This window comes from Jeotgalicoccus meleagridis (assembly GCF_903994045.1).
In the GTDB taxonomy this organism is placed as follows: Bacteria; Bacillota; Bacilli; order Staphylococcales; family Salinicoccaceae; genus Jeotgalicoccus; species Jeotgalicoccus meleagridis.
This window is the reverse complement of sequence record NZ_CAJEWD010000008.1, coordinates 450,532-468,043: the sequence shown is the minus strand read 5'-3', so window position 1 is coordinate 468,043 and position 17,512 is coordinate 450,532. Positions and strand designations below refer to the sequence as shown.

The 17,512-nt window shown below is 37.9% G+C and carries 15 protein-coding genes; all 15 read left to right on the top strand.

Features of this window, described 5'->3' with window-relative positions; translation table 11 throughout:
* Window positions 1–28: 28 nt before the first annotated feature.
* Window positions 29–790 (top strand): isoprenyl transferase, encoded by a 762-nt coding sequence (locus tag JEOSCH030_RS07920; protein WP_185126052.1) that lies wholly within the window; start codon window positions 29–31, stop codon window positions 788–790.
* Window positions 780–1,565 (top strand): phosphatidate cytidylyltransferase, encoded by a 786-nt coding sequence (locus tag JEOSCH030_RS07915; protein WP_185126051.1) that lies wholly within the window; start codon window positions 780–782, stop codon window positions 1,563–1,565. Before JEOSCH030_RS07920 ends, JEOSCH030_RS07915 begins: the two co-directional genes overlap by 11 nt.
* Window positions 1,566–1,579: 14 nt before the next feature.
* Window positions 1,580–2,707 (top strand): 1-deoxy-D-xylulose-5-phosphate reductoisomerase, encoded by a 1,128-nt coding sequence (gene dxr, locus JEOSCH030_RS07910; protein WP_185126050.1) that lies wholly within the window; start codon window positions 1,580–1,582, stop codon window positions 2,705–2,707.
* 5 nt (window positions 2,708–2,712) lie between these two features.
* On the top strand, window positions 2,713–3,996 hold the full coding sequence (rseP, locus tag JEOSCH030_RS07905) for an RIP metalloprotease RseP (protein ID WP_185126049.1): 1,284 nt from the start codon (window positions 2,713–2,715) through the stop codon (window positions 3,994–3,996).
* 12 nt (window positions 3,997–4,008) lie between these two features.
* On the top strand, window positions 4,009–5,703 hold the full coding sequence (locus tag JEOSCH030_RS07900; RefSeq protein WP_185126048.1) for a proline--tRNA ligase: 1,695 nt from the start codon (window positions 4,009–4,011) through the stop codon (window positions 5,701–5,703).
* 54 nt (window positions 5,704–5,757) lie between these two features.
* Window positions 5,758–10,041, top strand: coding sequence for a PolC-type DNA polymerase III (locus JEOSCH030_RS07895; RefSeq protein ID WP_185126047.1), 4,284 nt, complete (start codon window positions 5,758–5,760; stop codon window positions 10,039–10,041).
* Window positions 10,042–10,156: 115 nt separating this feature from the next.
* Complete coding sequence (gene rimP / locus JEOSCH030_RS07890; RefSeq protein WP_185126046.1) at window positions 10,157–10,624, top strand: ribosome maturation factor RimP; 468 nt, start codon at window positions 10,157–10,159, stop codon at window positions 10,622–10,624.
* 16 nt (window positions 10,625–10,640) lie between these two features.
* The gene (nusA, locus tag JEOSCH030_RS07885) at window positions 10,641–11,696 is read left to right on the top strand and encodes a transcription termination factor NusA (RefSeq protein ID WP_185126045.1); all 1,056 of its coding nucleotides are present in this window, start codon (window positions 10,641–10,643) and stop codon (window positions 11,694–11,696) included.
* A gap of 11 nt (window positions 11,697–11,707) precedes the next feature.
* The gene (gene rnpM / locus JEOSCH030_RS07880; protein WP_185126044.1) at window positions 11,708–11,992 is read left to right on the top strand and encodes an RNase P modulator RnpM; all 285 of its coding nucleotides are present in this window, start codon (window positions 11,708–11,710) and stop codon (window positions 11,990–11,992) included.
* Entirely contained in the window at window positions 11,989–12,285 is a 297-nt protein-coding gene (locus JEOSCH030_RS07875) for a L7Ae/L30e/S12e/Gadd45 family ribosomal protein (RefSeq protein ID WP_185126043.1), read from the top strand. The genes rnpM and JEOSCH030_RS07875 overlap by 4 nt, the downstream gene beginning before the upstream one ends.
* A 14-nt stretch (window positions 12,286–12,299) precedes the next feature.
* On the top strand, window positions 12,300–14,390 hold the full coding sequence (gene infB / locus JEOSCH030_RS07870; RefSeq protein WP_185126042.1) for a translation initiation factor IF-2: 2,091 nt from the start codon (window positions 12,300–12,302) through the stop codon (window positions 14,388–14,390).
* A gap of 1 nt (window position 14,391) precedes the next feature.
* Window positions 14,392–14,739, top strand: a complete 348-nt coding sequence (rbfA, locus tag JEOSCH030_RS07865) for a 30S ribosome-binding factor RbfA (RefSeq protein ID WP_185126041.1) — start codon at window positions 14,392–14,394, stop codon at window positions 14,737–14,739.
* Between the two features lie 76 nt (window positions 14,740–14,815).
* Window positions 14,816–15,751, top strand: a complete 936-nt coding sequence (gene truB, locus JEOSCH030_RS07860; protein ID WP_185126552.1) for a tRNA pseudouridine(55) synthase TruB — start codon at window positions 14,816–14,818, stop codon at window positions 15,749–15,751.
* Complete coding sequence (gene ribF / locus JEOSCH030_RS07855; protein WP_185126040.1) at window positions 15,738–16,679, top strand: riboflavin biosynthesis protein RibF; 942 nt, start codon at window positions 15,738–15,740, stop codon at window positions 16,677–16,679. Before truB ends, ribF begins: the two co-directional genes overlap by 14 nt.
* Before the next feature lie 135 nt (window positions 16,680–16,814).
* Window positions 16,815–17,084 carry a 30S ribosomal protein S15 gene (rpsO, locus tag JEOSCH030_RS07850; protein WP_185126039.1) on the top strand — a complete coding sequence of 90 codons (270 nt, stop codon included), beginning with the start codon at window positions 16,815–16,817 and terminating at the stop codon, window positions 17,082–17,084.
* The last annotated feature ends 428 nt before the right edge of the window (window positions 17,085–17,512 follow it).

Here is a 17,512-nt window from a genome sequence, read left to right as displayed (position 1 = left end):
ATATACATAGACGGCACGGAGGATTGTCATGTTTAAAGCCACAAAAAGTCAAACTGTAAATACGAGACCATTACCAAAGCATATTGCAATCATTATGGATGGTAATGGTAGATATGCACAATTAAGAGGTTTGCCTCGTATCAAGGGACATTATGAAGGAATGCAAAATGTTAAAAGCATTGTCAGGCATCTATCGAACTTAGATGTAAAATATTTAACACTTTATGCATTTTCAACAGAAAACTGGTCAAGGCCTTCAAGTGAGGTCAAGTACCTACTTAAGTTACCGACGGATTTCCTCGGCACATTTTTACCTGAATTGATGGAGAAAAATGTTAAGGTGACAACCATTGGGCATTTCAATGACCTGCCAAAGCATACTAAAAAAGCAGTTCAAACCGCCATTGATCGAACGAAAGATAATACGGGATTGAATTTAATTTTCGCCTTGAACTATGGTGCGAGAGATGAAATCCAGTGGGCGATAAAAAACATCGTTAAAGATGCTAAAGCTGGACGAATTGATGAAGAAGAGATTGACAATAATCTTATCGATTCTTACCTGATGACTAATGGAATACCCGATCCAGAAATGATCATTCGAACTTCTGGAGAATACCGTTTAAGCAATTTCCTTCTATGGCAATCATCCTATAGTGAACTATTCTTTTCGCATACATTATGGCCAGAATTTTCTACTGAAGAATTAGATGATTTAATTTATCAATATCAAAAAAGAGAACGTCGCTTTGGTGGATTAAAAGAGGAGGATGGTGTAGATGAGGACTAGAACGATAACAGCAATTATTGCACTGCTGTTATTTTTACCTATAGTAGTACTCGGTAATTGGCCATTATTAATTCTGGTTTACTTAATGGCGATTACTGCGCTGTATGAAATACTAAAGATGAATCGCATCCATATTTTTTCACTTCCAGGAATTTTGTCTTTAGTCGCTCTCTGTATGATTTTAATACCTAAAGATTCCTATACGACCTGGCTCGGAGATTGGCAACTTGAGATTATTGTGGGCTTAGCTCTCATTATGCTATCAACGACTGTCGTCTCAAAAAATAGATTCAATTTTGTAGATATGGGCTTTTGTGTTCTTGCGGTTGCCTACATTGGCATTGGTTTTATGTACTTTTATGAAACGCGTGAAGCAGGACTCATCTATATCTTATATGCGCTACTGATTGTCTGGCTAACAGATACTGGGGCTTATCTTTTCGGTAAAGCTTTTGGTAATAGAAAACTATGGCCACAAATTTCTCCTAATAAGACTATTGAAGGCTCCTTAGGTGGCACAGTCTTATCTATTTTAATTCCAATCGTTTTTGTGTCTTTAAACTGGATGGAAGGGTCTTTATGGCTTATTATTCCATTTACAATTATTCTATCCATAGTAGGACAGCTAGGAGACTTGGTGGAGTCTGCCTTAAAACGTCACTTTGACGTCAAAGACTCAGGTAACATTTTACCTGGACACGGGGGAATTTTAGACCGCTTTGATAGTTTTATCTTCGTCTTACCCCTGATGAATATTCTACCGATAATATCTTAACAAGGTGACTAAATATGGTAAAAACAATATCAATACTTGGTGCGACGGGTTCTATCGGCAGCCAAAGTATCGACGTAATTAAAAATAACCCTGAACACTTTAAGCTCGGTGCAATATCAGTTGGACGCAATATGGTTAAGCTAAAGGAAATTCTAACTGATTTTCGTCCCGAGCTCGTTAGCGTTCAAGATGAAAAAGATGCTCGAGAACTATCTAAACTATACCCTGAGATTCATTTTAACTATGGTGAAGAAGGTCTAATTGAGGTAGCGAGTTCAAAAACAGATTTACTCTTAACAGCAATTATGGGCAGTGTAGGTTTAAAACCGACCTTAAGTGCAATTGATCAAGGCACAGATATTGCCTTAGCAAATAAGGAAACCTTGGTCGCAGCAGGTGACATCGTCATGAAACGCGCCTACGACAAAGGTGTAAATATTATCCCTGTAGATTCAGAACATTCTGCACTGTTTCAATGTTTAAAAGGTGAAGATATCAAGAGCGTCTCAAACTTGATCATCACTGCAAGTGGAGGCTCTTTTAGAGACTTAAGTCGAGACCAACTGAAACACGTCAGCTTAAAAGATGCTTTAAATCACCCCAACTGGTCTATGGGTCAGAAGATTACTATTGACTCTGCAACTATGATGAATAAAGGTTTTGAAGTCATCGAAGCAAAACATCTCTTTGGTCTTGAAGCTGACAAGATAAAAACACTCCTTCATAAAGAGAGTATTATTCACTCTATGGTGGAGTTTATCGATAATAGTATTATGGCTCAGATAGGAAATTCAGATATGAGAACTGCCATTCAATATGCTTTTACTCATCCTGATCGAATTTATAAAAACAATCCCTTAAAGTTTGAAGAATTGAGTCAATTAAACTTTAAAGAAATGGATTTTGACCGCTTCAAGATGTTAAAATTCGCTTATCAAGCGCTGGAATCAGGTGGTACACTTCCGACTGTGATGAATGCAGCCAATGAGTATGCAGTCGCAGAATTTTTAGCTGGAAGAATAAGCTTCTTGGAAATTGAAGAGATTGTGGAAGATAGAATGTTGAGTCACGAAAATATTCAAAATCCGAGCTTAGACACTATACTGAGCCTTGACGCCGAATACAAAACTGATATGAGGTGAAGTAAGTGGTAGGAATTTTAGCATTTATAGTTGTTTTTGGAGTACTCGTTACTGTCCATGAATTTGGTCATATGTACTTTGCTAAAAAGGCAGGTATTTTGTGTCCAGAATTTGCGATTGGAATGGGTCCAAAAATATTTTCTTATAAAAAAAATGATACGCAATATACAATTAGATTGTTACCTATCGGTGGCTATGTTCGCATGGCTTCAAAAGATATGGAAATCAATCCTTTAAATACAGGTATGAGAGTTCAAATTAAAGTAAATGATGCTGACGAAGTTACGCACATTCTACTTGATGATAAGCACAACTTCCAATATGTCGAAGAAGTTGAAATTATCGAATCAGATATTTCGGAAGGTATGTATATTAAGGCATACCGCTTAACAGATAATGAAGTCGTCACTTATCACTTTAGTGAAGAGACTTATTTTGTAGAAGATTCAGAGTTAGAAAGAATTGCACCGTTATCAGCAAGATTTGAATCAAAGACTGTTTGGCAGAGATTTTTAACGCTTTTTGCTGGACCCCTCTTTAACTTCTTACTCGCTTTTGTGCTCTTTACAGTGCTCTTTTACATCCAAGGTAAGGCAAGCGATGAACCAATCGTTGGTCAAGTTGTAGAAGATACACCAGCTGAAGAAATCAATCTAGAGACGGGTGACCGTATTGAAGAGATAAACGGTAAGACTGTAGAAAGCTGGTCTCATATGACAACCTTGATTCAAGAAGGTGAGGGTAAACCTCAAGAATTATTGATTGAATCAGATGGTGAATATAGAACTGAAACATTAAAACCAATTGTTGATGAGACGGAATTACCGGATGGAACAGTTCAAGAACGTTTGATTATCGGAGTGGGTGCTTATTTCGAAAATGGTGTACTTCAACCGATTTGGTGGGGAATAGAAGAAACTATTTCCAGCATGTCCTTAATCTTTGAACTAGTGGTTAGAATGATTGGGACCATTTTTACAGGCGGCTTTAGCTTTGATATGTTAAACGGACCCGTTGGAATTTACAAGGTGACAGAGTCTGTTGCTGCTGAGGGTATTTTAGTTTTAATGCGCTTTACAGCCCTCTTAAGTGTGAATTTAGGTATAATGAACTTATTGCCAATTCCAGCCTTAGATGGCGGTAGAATTTGTTTTGTATTATATGAAGGTATATTTAGAAAACCAGTCAACCGTAAAGTAGAACTCAATATTCAATTAATCGGTGTGTTATTTGTTCTAGTTATTATGGTGCTCGTCACCTGGAACGATATAAAAACATTTTTCTTATAGGAGTGAACTAACTTGAGACAATCACAAATGTTTATCCCAACGATGAGGGAGACCCCAACAGAAGCTGAAAGCTTAAGTCATCGTCTGATGTTAAAATCAGGGATGATTAAGCAGTTAGCTAGAGGAATTTATGCATATTTGCCAATTACACAACTAGTCTTAAATAATATTCAAGATATAGTAAGGGAAGAAATGATGGCAATTGGAGGCGCAGAAGTTCATCTACCTGTATTGCACCCTAAAGAACTATGGGAAGAGTCAGGAAGATGGCAAGCTTATGGTAAGGAATTAATGAGATTAAAAGACCGTCATGACCGTGAGTTCGCACTTGGGCCAACGCATGAAGAAGTCATTACTGATCTAGTTCGAGATGAACTGAAGAGTTATAAAAAATTACCACTGACACTCTTTCAAATTCAGACTAAGTTTCGCGATGAGTTAAGACCTAGATTTGGTCTCTTACGTGGTCGTGAGTTCATTATGAAAGATGCCTATTCATTCCATATTGATGAAGAATCTTTAGATAAAACTTATCACGACATGTACGATGCTTACAGCCGTATTTTTTCTCGTCTAGACTTAGACTTTAGAGCAGTTGAAGCAGACGGTGGTTCAATCGGTGGTAGCCATACGCATGAATTTATGGCTTTAAGTGATATCGGTGAAGATACGATTGTCTTTTCTGAAACAAGTGACTATGCTGCCAATATAGAAAAAGCTGTGGCACCAAAACCTGAGTCAGTTAGCGATGAAGCGCTTAAAGATTCAGAGACTATAGAAACACCTAATGTGAAGACGGTTAAAGAATTAGCTGACTTTTTATCAGTTAATATAGAAGAAACAACTAAGACTATGGTCATCAAAGCAGATGACAACTTAAAAATGATTGTGCTTCGCGGCGATCAAGAATTAAATGATGTTAAGGTTAAATCGTTCTTCCAAGCAGAAGTGATTGATATGGCAACTGATGAAGAGATCATTGCTGAATTGAATGCAAGCCCTGGTTCACTTGGACCTGTTAAAGCATCTATTCCAGTTTATTTAGATTATCAAGTTGCTGCTATGAGAAACTATCCAGTTGGAGCAAACCAAACAGGTTACCACACTATCAACGTCAACCATGACCGCGATTTCCAAGCAGAAGGTATTGGAGATTTCCGTTTCATCAATGAAGGTGAAATGCTAGAAGACGGTTCAGGACCTGCTAAATTTATGCGAGGTATTGAAGTCGGACAAGTCTTTAAACTCGGAACGAAATATTCAGAAGCGATGAATTTTAAAGTCCTTGATCAAAATGGACGTCAAGCGCCTGTCTTAATGGGATGTTACGGTATTGGTATATCACGTGTCTTATCAGCGGTTGTTGAAAGTCACCACGATGATAAAGGTATTTACTGGCCAAAATCTATTACGCCATTTGATATTCATATCATTACTGCTAACACTAAAGACGAAACGATTACAGAGACAGCAGAAAAACTTTATGACATCTTAGAAGAAGACTATAAAGTACTATATGATGATCGTAACGAGCGTGCTGGTGTTAAGTTTGCGGATTCAGAACTGATCGGCTTACCTGTACGTATTGTTGTTGGCCGTGGTGCTAAAGATGGTATAGTAGAAGTTAAAGGTCGTCTTGAGGAAGCATCAACAGAAGTCAACATCGCTGACTTAAGCACATATTTAACAGACAATAACTACGCGTAAATCATAGATTTACGCGTTTTTCAGTCATTTACCTTTTCTAGGAGTGTTATACAAGTGGATGGACAAGATAAACTAAAGATATTGCTTGATAGAGCAAATATTTCACCGAATAATTATTTGGAAAATGCAGAACTGACACGTCTAGTGGTTAACGATTCACTAAGACTGTGGCAGTTTCACTTAAAGACAGATCGAACAATTCCTTCGGCACTTTATCAACTGATGAACAATAGCATTAAAGAAGCCTTTAAAGATATCGCAAAGACAGAGTTAATTATGCATGCGAGTGAATTTAATGAAGAAAACGTCCTCGATTATTTTTCCTTAGCTGTAGATAGTCTGTCGATTAACGATAATATTAAACATCAGTTAAAACAGACTGCAAAAAAACTAGAAGATCAAACACTTTTAATTGCAGTAAAAAATGCCATTGAAGAAGCGCATTTTAATAAACATATCAACGGTAATTTAAGTAAAGCCTTCTTGTACTTTGGTATTCACTTAGATGGTGTCAAAGTCACAGTGGACAATAATTTACAAACATCTAGAAGTCAGGCATTAGAAGATAGGATTTCAAATGAAAAAGAAGCTTTGATTACGGAGTTTATTAAGCAAAAAGAGCAAGAAACAGAAGATAAAAAAGACGATTTGGATGTGCCTAAGCAAATTGGTAAACCTCAAAACTTTGATGGCGTCAGACCACTTGAAAATATTTTTGACGAAGAACATAGCGTCAAGATTGAAGGGCATATCTTCGATAAAGAAATTCGTGAACTAAAAAGCGGTCGACAAATCTTACAAATCAAACTCACCGACTATACGGACTCAATTATGGCTAAGATGTTTTCTCGCCATGGTAAAAACGATGAAGATGTCTTTAAGGTTTTATCTGCTGGTGATTGGGTTATTATTGAAGGCCGTGTTGAATACGATGAATTTACACGTGATATGGTCTTAAATATTCGTAACCTCACTGCCATTAATAAAAAGCCTAAAAAAGATACAGCTGAAGAAAAGAGAGTTGAATTACATCTTCATTCGAGCATGAGTCAAATGGATGGTATGACGAGTATTAGTGAGTACATTAAAAGGGCAAAACAACTTGGCCATGATGCGCTCGCCATTACTGACCATAATAATGTGCAAGCCTTCCCTGAAGCGTTTAACGCGACCAGTGGAGATGATAACTTTAAGATGATCTTTGGTATGGAAGGAATGCTCGTTGATGACGGTGCTCCAATTGCTTATCGACCACAAGATTATGATTTAGAACAACATGACTTTGTTGTCTTTGACGTTGAGACAACAGGCTTGTCTTCAAAATATGATCAGATTATTGAACTTGCCGGGGTTAAGGTTAGAAATGGGGAAGTCATTGATAAGTTTGAACGCTTCTCAAATCCTGGTGAAAAATTAACTGAGCTCATTAAGGAATTAACAGGTATTACTGATGATATGTTAGTCGATGCACCACCTATTAGTGAAGTAATCAGTGACTTTAAGGACTGGGTAGGTGACGCGATATTTGTTGCCCATAACGCGAGTTTTGATATGGGCTTTATCGATGAAGCTTATGAAAAACAAGGCTATGGTAAGTCGACGAATGGTGTAATCGATACGCTTGAACTTTCTAGAACGATCAATACTAAGATGAAAAAGCACGGTTTGAATATACTCGCTAAACATTACAATGTTGATTTGACTCAACACCATAGAGCAATCTATGATGCGGAAGCGACTGCTTATATCTTTATTAAAATGATGGCACAATTAAAAAGAGATTACGGTATTACTAATCATCAGGATATTAACTCATCCTTATCAAATAGTGACTCATATAAGCGTGCTATGCCAAGCCATGTATCAATCTTAGTTAAAAATAATACAGGTTTAAAAAATCTCTTTAAGATTGTCAGTCTGTCACTAACAGATCACTTTTATAAGACACCGCGTATTAAGAGACAGGTGCTAGAAAACTATAGAGACGGGCTTTTAATTGGTTCTGCTTGTGATAACGGCGAAGTATTTACAGCCATGATGCAAAAGTCTTATGAAGAAGCTAAGAAAAAAGCGGTCTTCTATGATTACTTAGAAGTCTTTCCAAAACCTTTATATCAAAGACTCCTAGACCGTGAAGTAATTCGAGATGAAGCAGTTTTAGAAGAAATTATTTCAAATATTATCAAACTTGGTAAAGAACTAGATAAACCGGTCGTTGCAACAGGTAATGTGCACTACCTAGATGAATCGGATAAACTATCTCGTGATATCTTGGTTAAATCAAATCCTGGTAATCCACTGTCTAGAGGTAAACTGCCAGATGCACACTACAGAACGACTGATGAGATGCTTGAACTCTTCGACTTTTTAGGTGAAGAAGTAGCGAAAGAAATCGTCGTTAAAAATACTCGACATATCGCGAGTTTAATCGATCCTGTTGAAGTCATTAAAAAAGATCTGTATCCGCCAAAAATTGAAGGAGCGGAAGAAGAAATCAGACAGATGTCTTACGATAATGCTAAAAAACTCTACGGCGAGGACGTACCTCAAATAGTCGTCGACCGTCTAGAAAAAGAATTAGAAAGTATTATCGGTAACGGCTTTGCTGTAATTTACTTAATCTCTCATAAGCTGGTTAAACGCTCTTTAGATGATGGTTACTTGGTAGGTTCAAGGGGGTCTGTTGGATCGTCACTTGTCGCAACTATGACAGAGATTACAGAAGTCAATCCACTACCGCCACACTACGTTTGTCCAGAGTGTAAGATGTCTGAGTTTTTCACAGACGGTTCGGTATCATCTGGTTATGATTTACCGGATAAAAAATGCGACAACTGTCAGGTTGAGCTCATTAAAGAAGGACAAGATATTCCATTTGAAACCTTCCTTGGTTTTAAAGGAGATAAAGTACCAGATATTGACTTAAACTTCTCTGGTGTTTATCAACCAAAAGCACATAACTATACTAAGGAACTCTTTGGTGAGGATTATGTATACCGTGCAGGAACTATTGGTACAGTGGCAGAGAAAACTGCCTTTGGCTATGTCAAAGGCTACTTAAACGATAATGGCTTGCACAAACGCGGTGCAGAAATTGATCGTTTAGTTCTCGGTTGCTCGGGTGTCAAACGGACAACTGGTCAACACCCAGGCGGTATTATCGTCGTGCCGGATAACATGGATATTTACGACTTTACACCGATCCAGTATCCAGCGGATGATATAGAAGCGGAATGGAAGACGACTCACTTTGACTTCCACTCCATCGATAACAACCTCTTAAAACTTGATATTCTTGGACACGATGACCCGACCATGATCCGCATGTTACAAGACTTATCAGGCATTGATCCGACGACTGTACCGACAGATGATGTTGAAACGATGGGACTATTTTCTAGCCCTCAGTCACTCGGTGTCGATCAAGATCAAATACTTTGTAAGACTGGTACACTCGGTATTCCAGAATTCGGGACAGGTTTTGTTAGACAGATGCTAGAAGATACGCGTCCAACAACATTCTCTGAACTCGTTCAAATATCTGGACTATCGCATGGGACAGATGTTTGGTTAGGCAATGCTCAAGATTTAATTCGTAAGGGGATTTGTGACCTTTCAAACGTAATCGGTTGTCGTGATGACATCATGGTGACCTTAATGTATAAGGGCTTAGAGCCAAGCCTTGCCTTTAACATTATGGAGAAAGTACGTAAGGGCAAAGGTTTAACACCAGAACACGAACAAGCCATGCGTGATAACGGCGTTGAGTCTTGGTACATTGATTCTTGTAAGAAGATAAAATACATGTTCCCGAAAGCTCACGCAGCAGCTTATGTACTGAACTCTGTACGTATTGCTTACTTTAAAGTACATTATCCACTCTTTTACTATGCGTCTTACTTTACAGTCAGAGCATCAGACTTTGACCTCTTAACTATGGTCAAAGATAAAGATACGATTCGTCACCGTGTCAAAGAGATGAATTCTAACTTCCAAGAACTAAGTAAGAAAGAAAAAGATACACTCGTGGTTTTAGAGTTGGTTAACGAGATGGCCCAGCGTGGCTTTAAGATGCAAGCAGTCAATATTGATAAATCACATGCTACTGAATTTATTATTGAAGGGAATACTTTAATTCCACCATTTGAAGCAGTGCCTGGCCTCGGTCATTCAGTGGCTAAGAGAATCGTTGAAGCAAGAGAAGACGAAGGTTTTATCTCGAAAGAAGATTTAAATAAAAAAGCGGGTGTCTCTCAAAAATTAATTGATTACTTAACAGAACTTGGTAGTTTAGACCACTTACCAGACAAGGCACAGTTGTCAATCTTTGACATTTAACAATCTTGCAGCATCAATCTATATATGATATAATATTATTGATTTAAATACTCAGTCTCTAAGAGAAGAACGGGTTTACCCGTTCTTCTCTTACTTTTGAAAGGGGGATTTTGACATGAATCGAACTGAACAAGAAGTATATACACATGTCGAGCCAATAGCTAAAGAAAATGACCTTAAACTCGTAGAAGTTGCCTATGTAAAAGAAGGACCAGATTTTTTCCTGAGAATTTACCTGGATAAAAAAGGTGGTATTACACTTGATGATTGTGCCGATTTCTCTGAAATCCTCAGTGCCAAACTCGATGAATGGGATCTTGTTCAAGGTGGCTATTACCTAGACGTGTCATCTCCCGGTGCAGAACGTCCTATCAAGGATGACGAAGACTTAGAATTGACACTTAATAAAGGTATTTACATCAAGACCTATCAACAAATCGATGGAGAGAAAGAATGGACAGGTATTCTTACTTCATACGACGAAGAGTCAATCACTGTAGAGTACAAAGTGAAAACTCGTAAGAAAACAATTACAGTCGACAGAGACAAGATTGCCACAATTAGAAAAGCTGTACTACTTTAGAACGGAGGAAATTTGAGTGAATAAAGAATTGGTCAATGCGGTTGAATTCATCCACAAAGAAAAAAACATTCCGATGGAAGTTTTGGTGGATGCGATAGAAGCTGCTCTTATTACTGCTTACAAGAAAAATTATCAAGAGCATAAAAATGTATCCATAGATTTAAACTTAGAAAATGGAAGTTATCGTGTGATTTCTAGAAAAGATGTGGTGGAAGAAGTTGAAGATCCAACTGCAGAAATAGATTTAATGACTGCTAGAGACTACAACCCAGCTTATGAAGTTGGCGATCCATTTGACGAAGATGTCACACCTAAAGACTTTAACCGCGTTGGTGCCCAGGCCGCTAAACAAGCAGTAATGCAACGTATTAGAGATGCTGAACGCAGTATTTTATACGATGAGTTTATCGACAAAGAAAATGAAGTCTTAACAGGTCTAATTGACCGAGTGGACCACCGTTTTGTTTACATTCAACTCGGTAAGACAGATGCGGTGCTTGCTGAAAGTGAACGTATGCCGAATGAGTCTTACATTCCGAATGAAAGAATTAAGGTCTATGTCAACAAGGTTGAGCAGACGACAAAAGGCCCACAAATCTTTGTATCTAGAACGCATCCGAATCTACTAAAACGTCTTTTTGAAGAAGAAGTTCCAGAGATCTTTGATGGTACTGTAGAAGTGATGAGTGTGGCTCGAGAAGCGGGTGAACGCTCTAAGATTAGTGTCCATGCAGACAACCCAGATGTAGATGCAGTCGGTTCATGTGTTGGTGCACGTGGTGCCCGTGTTGAAGCGATTGTAGATGAATTACATGGTGAAAAAATTGATATTGTTCTTTGGGATGAAGACCCTAAAGTATTTGTTAAAAACGCTTTAAGCCCATCACAAGTTGTCAGTGTAACAGTAGATGAAGAAAACAAATCCACAGTCGTTGTTGTTCCAGACCATCAATTATCATTAGCTATTGGTAAAAAAGGTCAGAACACACGACTTGCTGCTAAATTAACTGGTTGGAAGATCGACATTAAAAGTGAATCAGATGCTCGTGAACAAGGCATCGATTTCGAATAAGAGGTGTAGATATGGCACGGAAAATTCCCATGAGAAAATGTATTCTAACTAATGAAATGCATCCTAAGGCTGATTTAATCCGCGTCGTTAAAACGAAAGAAGGCGAAGTCTTCGCTGATGCTACAGGTAAGAAAAATGGCCGTGGTAGCTATGTCGTTAAAGATCTAGAAAAAGTACAGGCTGCCAGAGAGAAAAAAGCCTTAGAAAAAGCACTCGCAAAGGATACTGAAAGTCTCGATCCGGTCTACGATGAAATTATCCGTTTGATCTATAGAGAGGATATACCTAAACGATGAATGATAAAATCTTGAATTATTTAGGACTTGCAACAAGTGCAGGTAAAACCGTTAACGGAGAAGAAAAAACACTAGAAGCTGTTAAGTCAAATAAAGCACGTCTTGTGTTTTTAGCTAAAGATGCGGGTAATAGTACTACAAAGCGAATGAATGATAAGTGTCAAACTTACCAAGTCACTATCATTGACAAGTATACAAACGCTGAGCTCTCACAAGCGACAGGCACCTTTAATCGCGTCACGCTCGCAATTACAGACAAGGGATTTGCCAAGGCAATCAAAGAGCTCACATAGAAGGGATTGGTTCAATGAGTAAAATTAGAATTCATGAGTACGCCAAAGAGATAGGTTTATCAAGTAAAGAGGTCATTGACTTTTTAGAATCAAAAAACATTGAAGTTAAAAGTCATATGTCATCTATAGAAGATGATGTGCTAAAAGTGCTTGATCAGAAATATAAAAACCAAGCATCCAAAAATAAAGAAACAAACAAAGGCCAAAATAAAGGTCAAAACAAGAACCAAAACAGAAACCAAAACAGAGGCCAAAAACAAAATAACGGACCTAAGAAACAAAACAAAAAACAAGACAAGCAAAATAAACAGACAAAAGAAAAGTCTGCTCCAGCTAAAAATGATCAAACAGAGGATAAACACTTCACTTATGAAGAAGGTATCACTGTTGGTGAATTAGCAGAGAAAATTAACGTCGATGCATCAACTGTCGTTAAAGACTTGTTCATGCTAGGTGTTGTGACTAACATCAACCAATCACTAGATCAAGATTCAGTTGAAGTCATTGCCGATAACTATGGTTTTACTTCTGAACTTGTTGTAGAAATTGATGATACTGATTTAAATCACTTCTTTGACTTAGATGAAGAAAAATTAGATGAAGAGCGTCCAAGTGTTGTGACGATCATGGGTCACGTTGACCACGGTAAAACAACCTTACTTGACTCTATTCGTAACACACGCGTAACTGCTGGTGAAGCAGGCGGTATTACTCAGCATGTCGGTGCCTATCAGATCGAACACGATGGTAAGAAAATTACCTTCCTAGATACACCAGGACACGCGGCCTTTACAACGATGCGTGCACGTGGTGCTCAAGTAACAGACATCACAGTTCTAGTCGTTGCAGCAGATGATGGTGTTATGCCACAAACAATTGAAGCAATCAACCATGCTAAGGCTGCGGAAGTTCCAATTATTGTTGCAGTCAACAAGGTCGATAAACCGACAGCAAATCCAGATCGTGTGATGACGGAATTAGGTGAACATGGTCTTTATCCTGAAGATTGGGGCGGGGATACAATCTTCGTTCAACTATCTGCTTTAACAGGTGATGGTATTGATGACTTACTTGAAATGATTAATCTGGTTACAGAAGTATCAGAATTAAAAACGACAAGTGAATTACCAGCAATTGGTACAGTAATCGATGCTGAGTTAGACAAATCACGTGGACCAGCAGCAAGCTTACTCGTTCAACATGGTACTTTAAAAGTGGGAGACTCAATTGTAGTTGGTTCAACTTTCGGTAAAGTCCGTGCTATGGTAAGTGATATTGGTGAGAGAATCCAATCTGCAGGACCATCTGTACCAGTAGAAATTACGGGTATCAACGATGTGCCTGAAGCGGGTGACCGTTTTGTAGTCTTTAAAGACGATAAAAAAGCACGTCAAATTGGTGAAGCACGCCATCAAGATAAGATCATTAGAGATAGAGAAGTCACTCAAAAAGTTTCGCTTGATAACTTATTCGAACAGATGAAAGAAGGCGAAATGAAAGACTTAAATATCATCATCAAAGGTGATGCACAAGGTTCAGTAGAAGCATTAAGTGCCTCATTAATGAAGATCGATGTAGAAGGTGTTAATGTTCGCATCATTCATACTGGGGTTGGTGCAATTAACGAATCTGACGTGACACTTGCTAATGCATCTAGTGCTATCATTATCGGTTTCAACGTCCGTCCTGACGTCAACGCGAAAAGAGCTGCAGAAGCGAATCAAATTGACATGCGTCTCCACAACATTATCTATAAAGTAATCGAAGAAATCGAAGCTGCTATGAAAGGTATGCTCGATCCTGAATACGAAGAAAAAGTGATTGGTAATGTGGAAGTACGTGAAATCTTTAAAGTATCTAAAGTCGGTACAATTGCCGGAGCATATGTAACAGATGGTAAGATTACACGTGATTCTGGAGTAAGAGTCATTCGTGATAGCATCGTCGTTTACGAAGGTGAGTTAGATACCTTGAAACGTTTTAAAGATGACGCTAAAGAAGTTACAGCAGGTTATGAGTGTGGATTGACAATTAAAAACTTCAACGATATCAAAGAAGGCGACCAAATAGAGCCATTCATTATGGTAGAGATTGAGAGGAAATAATATGTCACAAAGAAATGAAAGAATTGCTGAAGAAATTAAAAAAGTTCTAAGCGAAGAAATTCGTACAACTGTATCTGATAAAGAACCAGATCTTGGTATGGTCACTATTACAGAAGTCGAAGTGACAAAAGAAAATGAAATTGCAACAGCTTACTTTACGAGTCTGAACAACAACAAAGAATTTGTTCAGGACACTTTAGATAAGTTTAACGGCTTATTTAGAAAAGCTGTCGCAACAAACATTCGCCTAAGAAAAGCACCAGAAATTCAATTTAAATATGACAATTCTATCGAATATGGTCAAAAAATTGAATCACTGTTAAGTGACATTAAAAAGCGCGAAGAATAAACCATATCCGTATCAACACTTATATAAGTGCTGATGCGGATATTCTTACATATAAAGGAGTTGAAGCTAGGTGACGATGCACGGCGTGTTTCCAGTCGACAAACCAAAGGGAATGACTTCCCACGATGTGATCTATAAAATGAGAAGAGTTTTAGGAACAAAAAAGGTCGGTCATACAGGCACATTAGATCCCGAAGTGACAGGTGTCTTACCAATCGTAGTTGGTGATGCGACTAAACTAACAGAAATACTTCAAGAAAGAGATAAGCGCTACAGTGCGACAGTCACCCTAGGTGTTTCCACTGACACTGAGGATGCAAGTGGTCAAGTAATAGCGAGTCAAAGTGTGCCTAAAACCTTGACTGAAGAGGATATAAAAAAGGCTCTAGAGCATTTTATCGGCAACTACGACCAAATGGTACCACTGTATAGCTCGGTTAAAGTCAATGGTAGAAAGCTTTACTGGTATGCAAGAGAAGGGGAAGCAGTAGAAAGACCAATAAAGTCGGTTTACATTTCATCCTTAAACTTAGTATCTGATTTAAACTATCACGATGATTGTTTATCCTTTGATATTGATGTGACTTGTTCAAAAGGTACTTATATTAGAACGCTTGCCTATGATATAGGGAAATTCCTCGGCTATCCGGCCCACATGTCTTACTTAAGACGGACAGGATCATGCGGCTTTACAATAGAGCAAGCCGTACCTTTAGAGGATATACAGAAGTCTGAAGAAGAACTCCAACTGATTCCCATTATCGATATGTTAGACGAATTTACTCGAATGGATCTTAGTCATGATGAGTCCTTAAAGTATAAAGTCATGACTGGGCAAAAACTCCAGAAAAATGATATATTAAAGAAGCTAGCTTTATCTGAGCTCGATATTGTCTTTTTTACTGATGGGGATATGCCCTTAGCGCTGTATAAAACGCATAGTGAAAAGTTAGAGCAGTTAAAGCCATATAAAATGTTTAGTAATTTATGGGGGACATATGGAAATATTTAGATTGCACTATCCAAATGAAGAAGACCTTTCATCGCTTGAACCATCAGCTGCTGCCATCGGTTTTTTTGATGGTCTCCACCGTGGACACCTCGATGTCATTAATACGATGAAAAAAATCGCTGATGAAAAAGGCTTAAAGAAAATGGTTGTGACCTTTGATCCACATCCATCAGTTGTCTTAGATCCAAGTCATCAAAGAACCACTTATTTAACACCGATGGACGTTAAAATTAAAAAGCTCGAGGCTCTAGATATCGATTACTTATTAATCATTAACTTCTCTAGTAGCTTTGCAGGACTTGAACAGGATTTCTTTGTCCAAGAATATATTATCAAATCTAATATCAAGGCTTTAATTTCAGGCTTTGATTATACTTATGGTAAAAAAGGCAAAGGCACAGTAGAAGACTTAAAAGCCTACAGTGATGATTTTTCTATGACTGTCGTTGATAAATTCAAGTATCTTGATGAAAAAGTATCGACAACGCGCATTAGACATTACCTAGAAACAAAAGAACTTGAAAAAGCAAATATTGCTTTAGGTCGACCTTATGATATAGAAGGTATAGTGGTCCAAGGGGAAAAACGGGGGAGAACAATTGGTTTTCCAACTGCCAACATTGAACCAAACTACCGCTACTTTATGCCAGCGAATGGATCTTACGCTGTGACTATGACGATTGAAAACGATGATACCGTCTATAAAGGTGTGGCAAGTGTCGGTGTTAAACCTACTTTCCATGACAATGCACGACTCACAACTGAAGTTTATCTCTTTGATTTCAATAAAGATATCTACGGTGAAAACGTGACGATCTATTGGCATTACTTTGTGCGTGATGAAGAAAAATTTGATGGTATCGAGCCTTTAATCGAAGCGATTGACGGCGATGCCAAAAAAGCGCGCGAGCTATTAAAAGATTTATAAAGCTGAGATTTATGAATTAAACTTGAAATAAGTAGCTAAAACGGCTATAATATGACGAGTACCTTATCTTGGCAATGTTGAAACTCCGACGCTTGCTCGGATAATGGTTAATATATTTTATAGGAGGACTTAAATATGTCAATGTCACAAGAAAGAAAACAAGAACTAATCGAACAGTACCGCGTACACGAAACTGATACAGGATCTCCTGAAGTTCAAATCGCTGTATTAACAGAAGAAATCAACACTTTAAACGAACACCTTGCATACCACAAAAAAGACCACCACTCACGTCGTGGACTTCTTAAAATGGTAGGTCGTCGTAAACACTTACTAACTTACTTACGTAAAAAAGACGTTTCTCGTTACCGTACACTAATCGGTCAACTTGGCCTACGTCGTTAATATAAGTACAATAGCTAAGAAATCTTAATTTTGATTTTGCTATGCTCCCCCTTAAGTAGAAAAACTTAAGGCGGAGCATTTTTTATTTTGGTTGGTGGAATTATGTTCTGGGAGTGGTGAAGAGTCGTGTTAGATTTTGGTTCTTATCACCAAAATGAGCTAAAAAGTCTATTGGATATGACAAAACGGATGTCGAATAGACAAAATGAGTTGAAAAGTCTATTGGACATGACAAAAATGGTGTCGAATAGACAAAATGAGTTGAAAAGTCTATTGGACATGACAAAAATGGTGTCGAATAGACAAAATGAGTTGAAAAGTCTATTGGGCATGTTAAAAGTGATGTCGAATAGACAAAATGAGTTGAAAAGTCTATTAGACGTGTCAAAAACGATGTGGAATAGACAAAAAGTAAAAACTTATAGAAT

Bases quoted from the DNA above. Each gene is read 5' to 3' on its own strand.
- rbfA (WP_185126041.1), top strand. From the start codon at position 14,392: ATGTCACAAAGAAATGAAAGAATTGCTGAAGAAATTAAAAAAGTTCTA.
- dxr (WP_185126050.1), top strand. From the start codon at position 1,580: ATGGTAAAAACAATATCAATACTTGGTGCGACGGGTTCTATCGGCAGC.
- rimP (WP_185126046.1), top strand. From the start codon at position 10,157: ATGAATCGAACTGAACAAGAAGTATATACACATGTCGAGCCAATAGCT.
- JEOSCH030_RS07920 (WP_185126052.1), top strand. From the start codon at position 29: ATGTTTAAAGCCACAAAAAGTCAAACTGTAAATACGAGACCATTACCA.
- JEOSCH030_RS07875 (WP_185126043.1), top strand. From the start codon at position 11,989: ATGAATGATAAAATCTTGAATTATTTAGGACTTGCAACAAGTGCAGGT.
- rnpM (WP_185126044.1), top strand. From the start codon at position 11,708: ATGGCACGGAAAATTCCCATGAGAAAATGTATTCTAACTAATGAAATG.
- truB (WP_185126552.1), top strand. From the start codon at position 14,816: ATGCACGGCGTGTTTCCAGTCGACAAACCAAAGGGAATGACTTCCCAC.
- rpsO (WP_185126039.1), top strand. From the start codon at position 16,815: ATGTCAATGTCACAAGAAAGAAAACAAGAACTAATCGAACAGTACCGC.
- JEOSCH030_RS07915 (WP_185126051.1), top strand. From the start codon at position 780: ATGAGGACTAGAACGATAACAGCAATTATTGCACTGCTGTTATTTTTA.
- infB (WP_185126042.1), top strand. From the start codon at position 12,300: ATGAGTAAAATTAGAATTCATGAGTACGCCAAAGAGATAGGTTTATCA.
- ribF (WP_185126040.1), top strand. From the start codon at position 15,738: ATGGAAATATTTAGATTGCACTATCCAAATGAAGAAGACCTTTCATCG.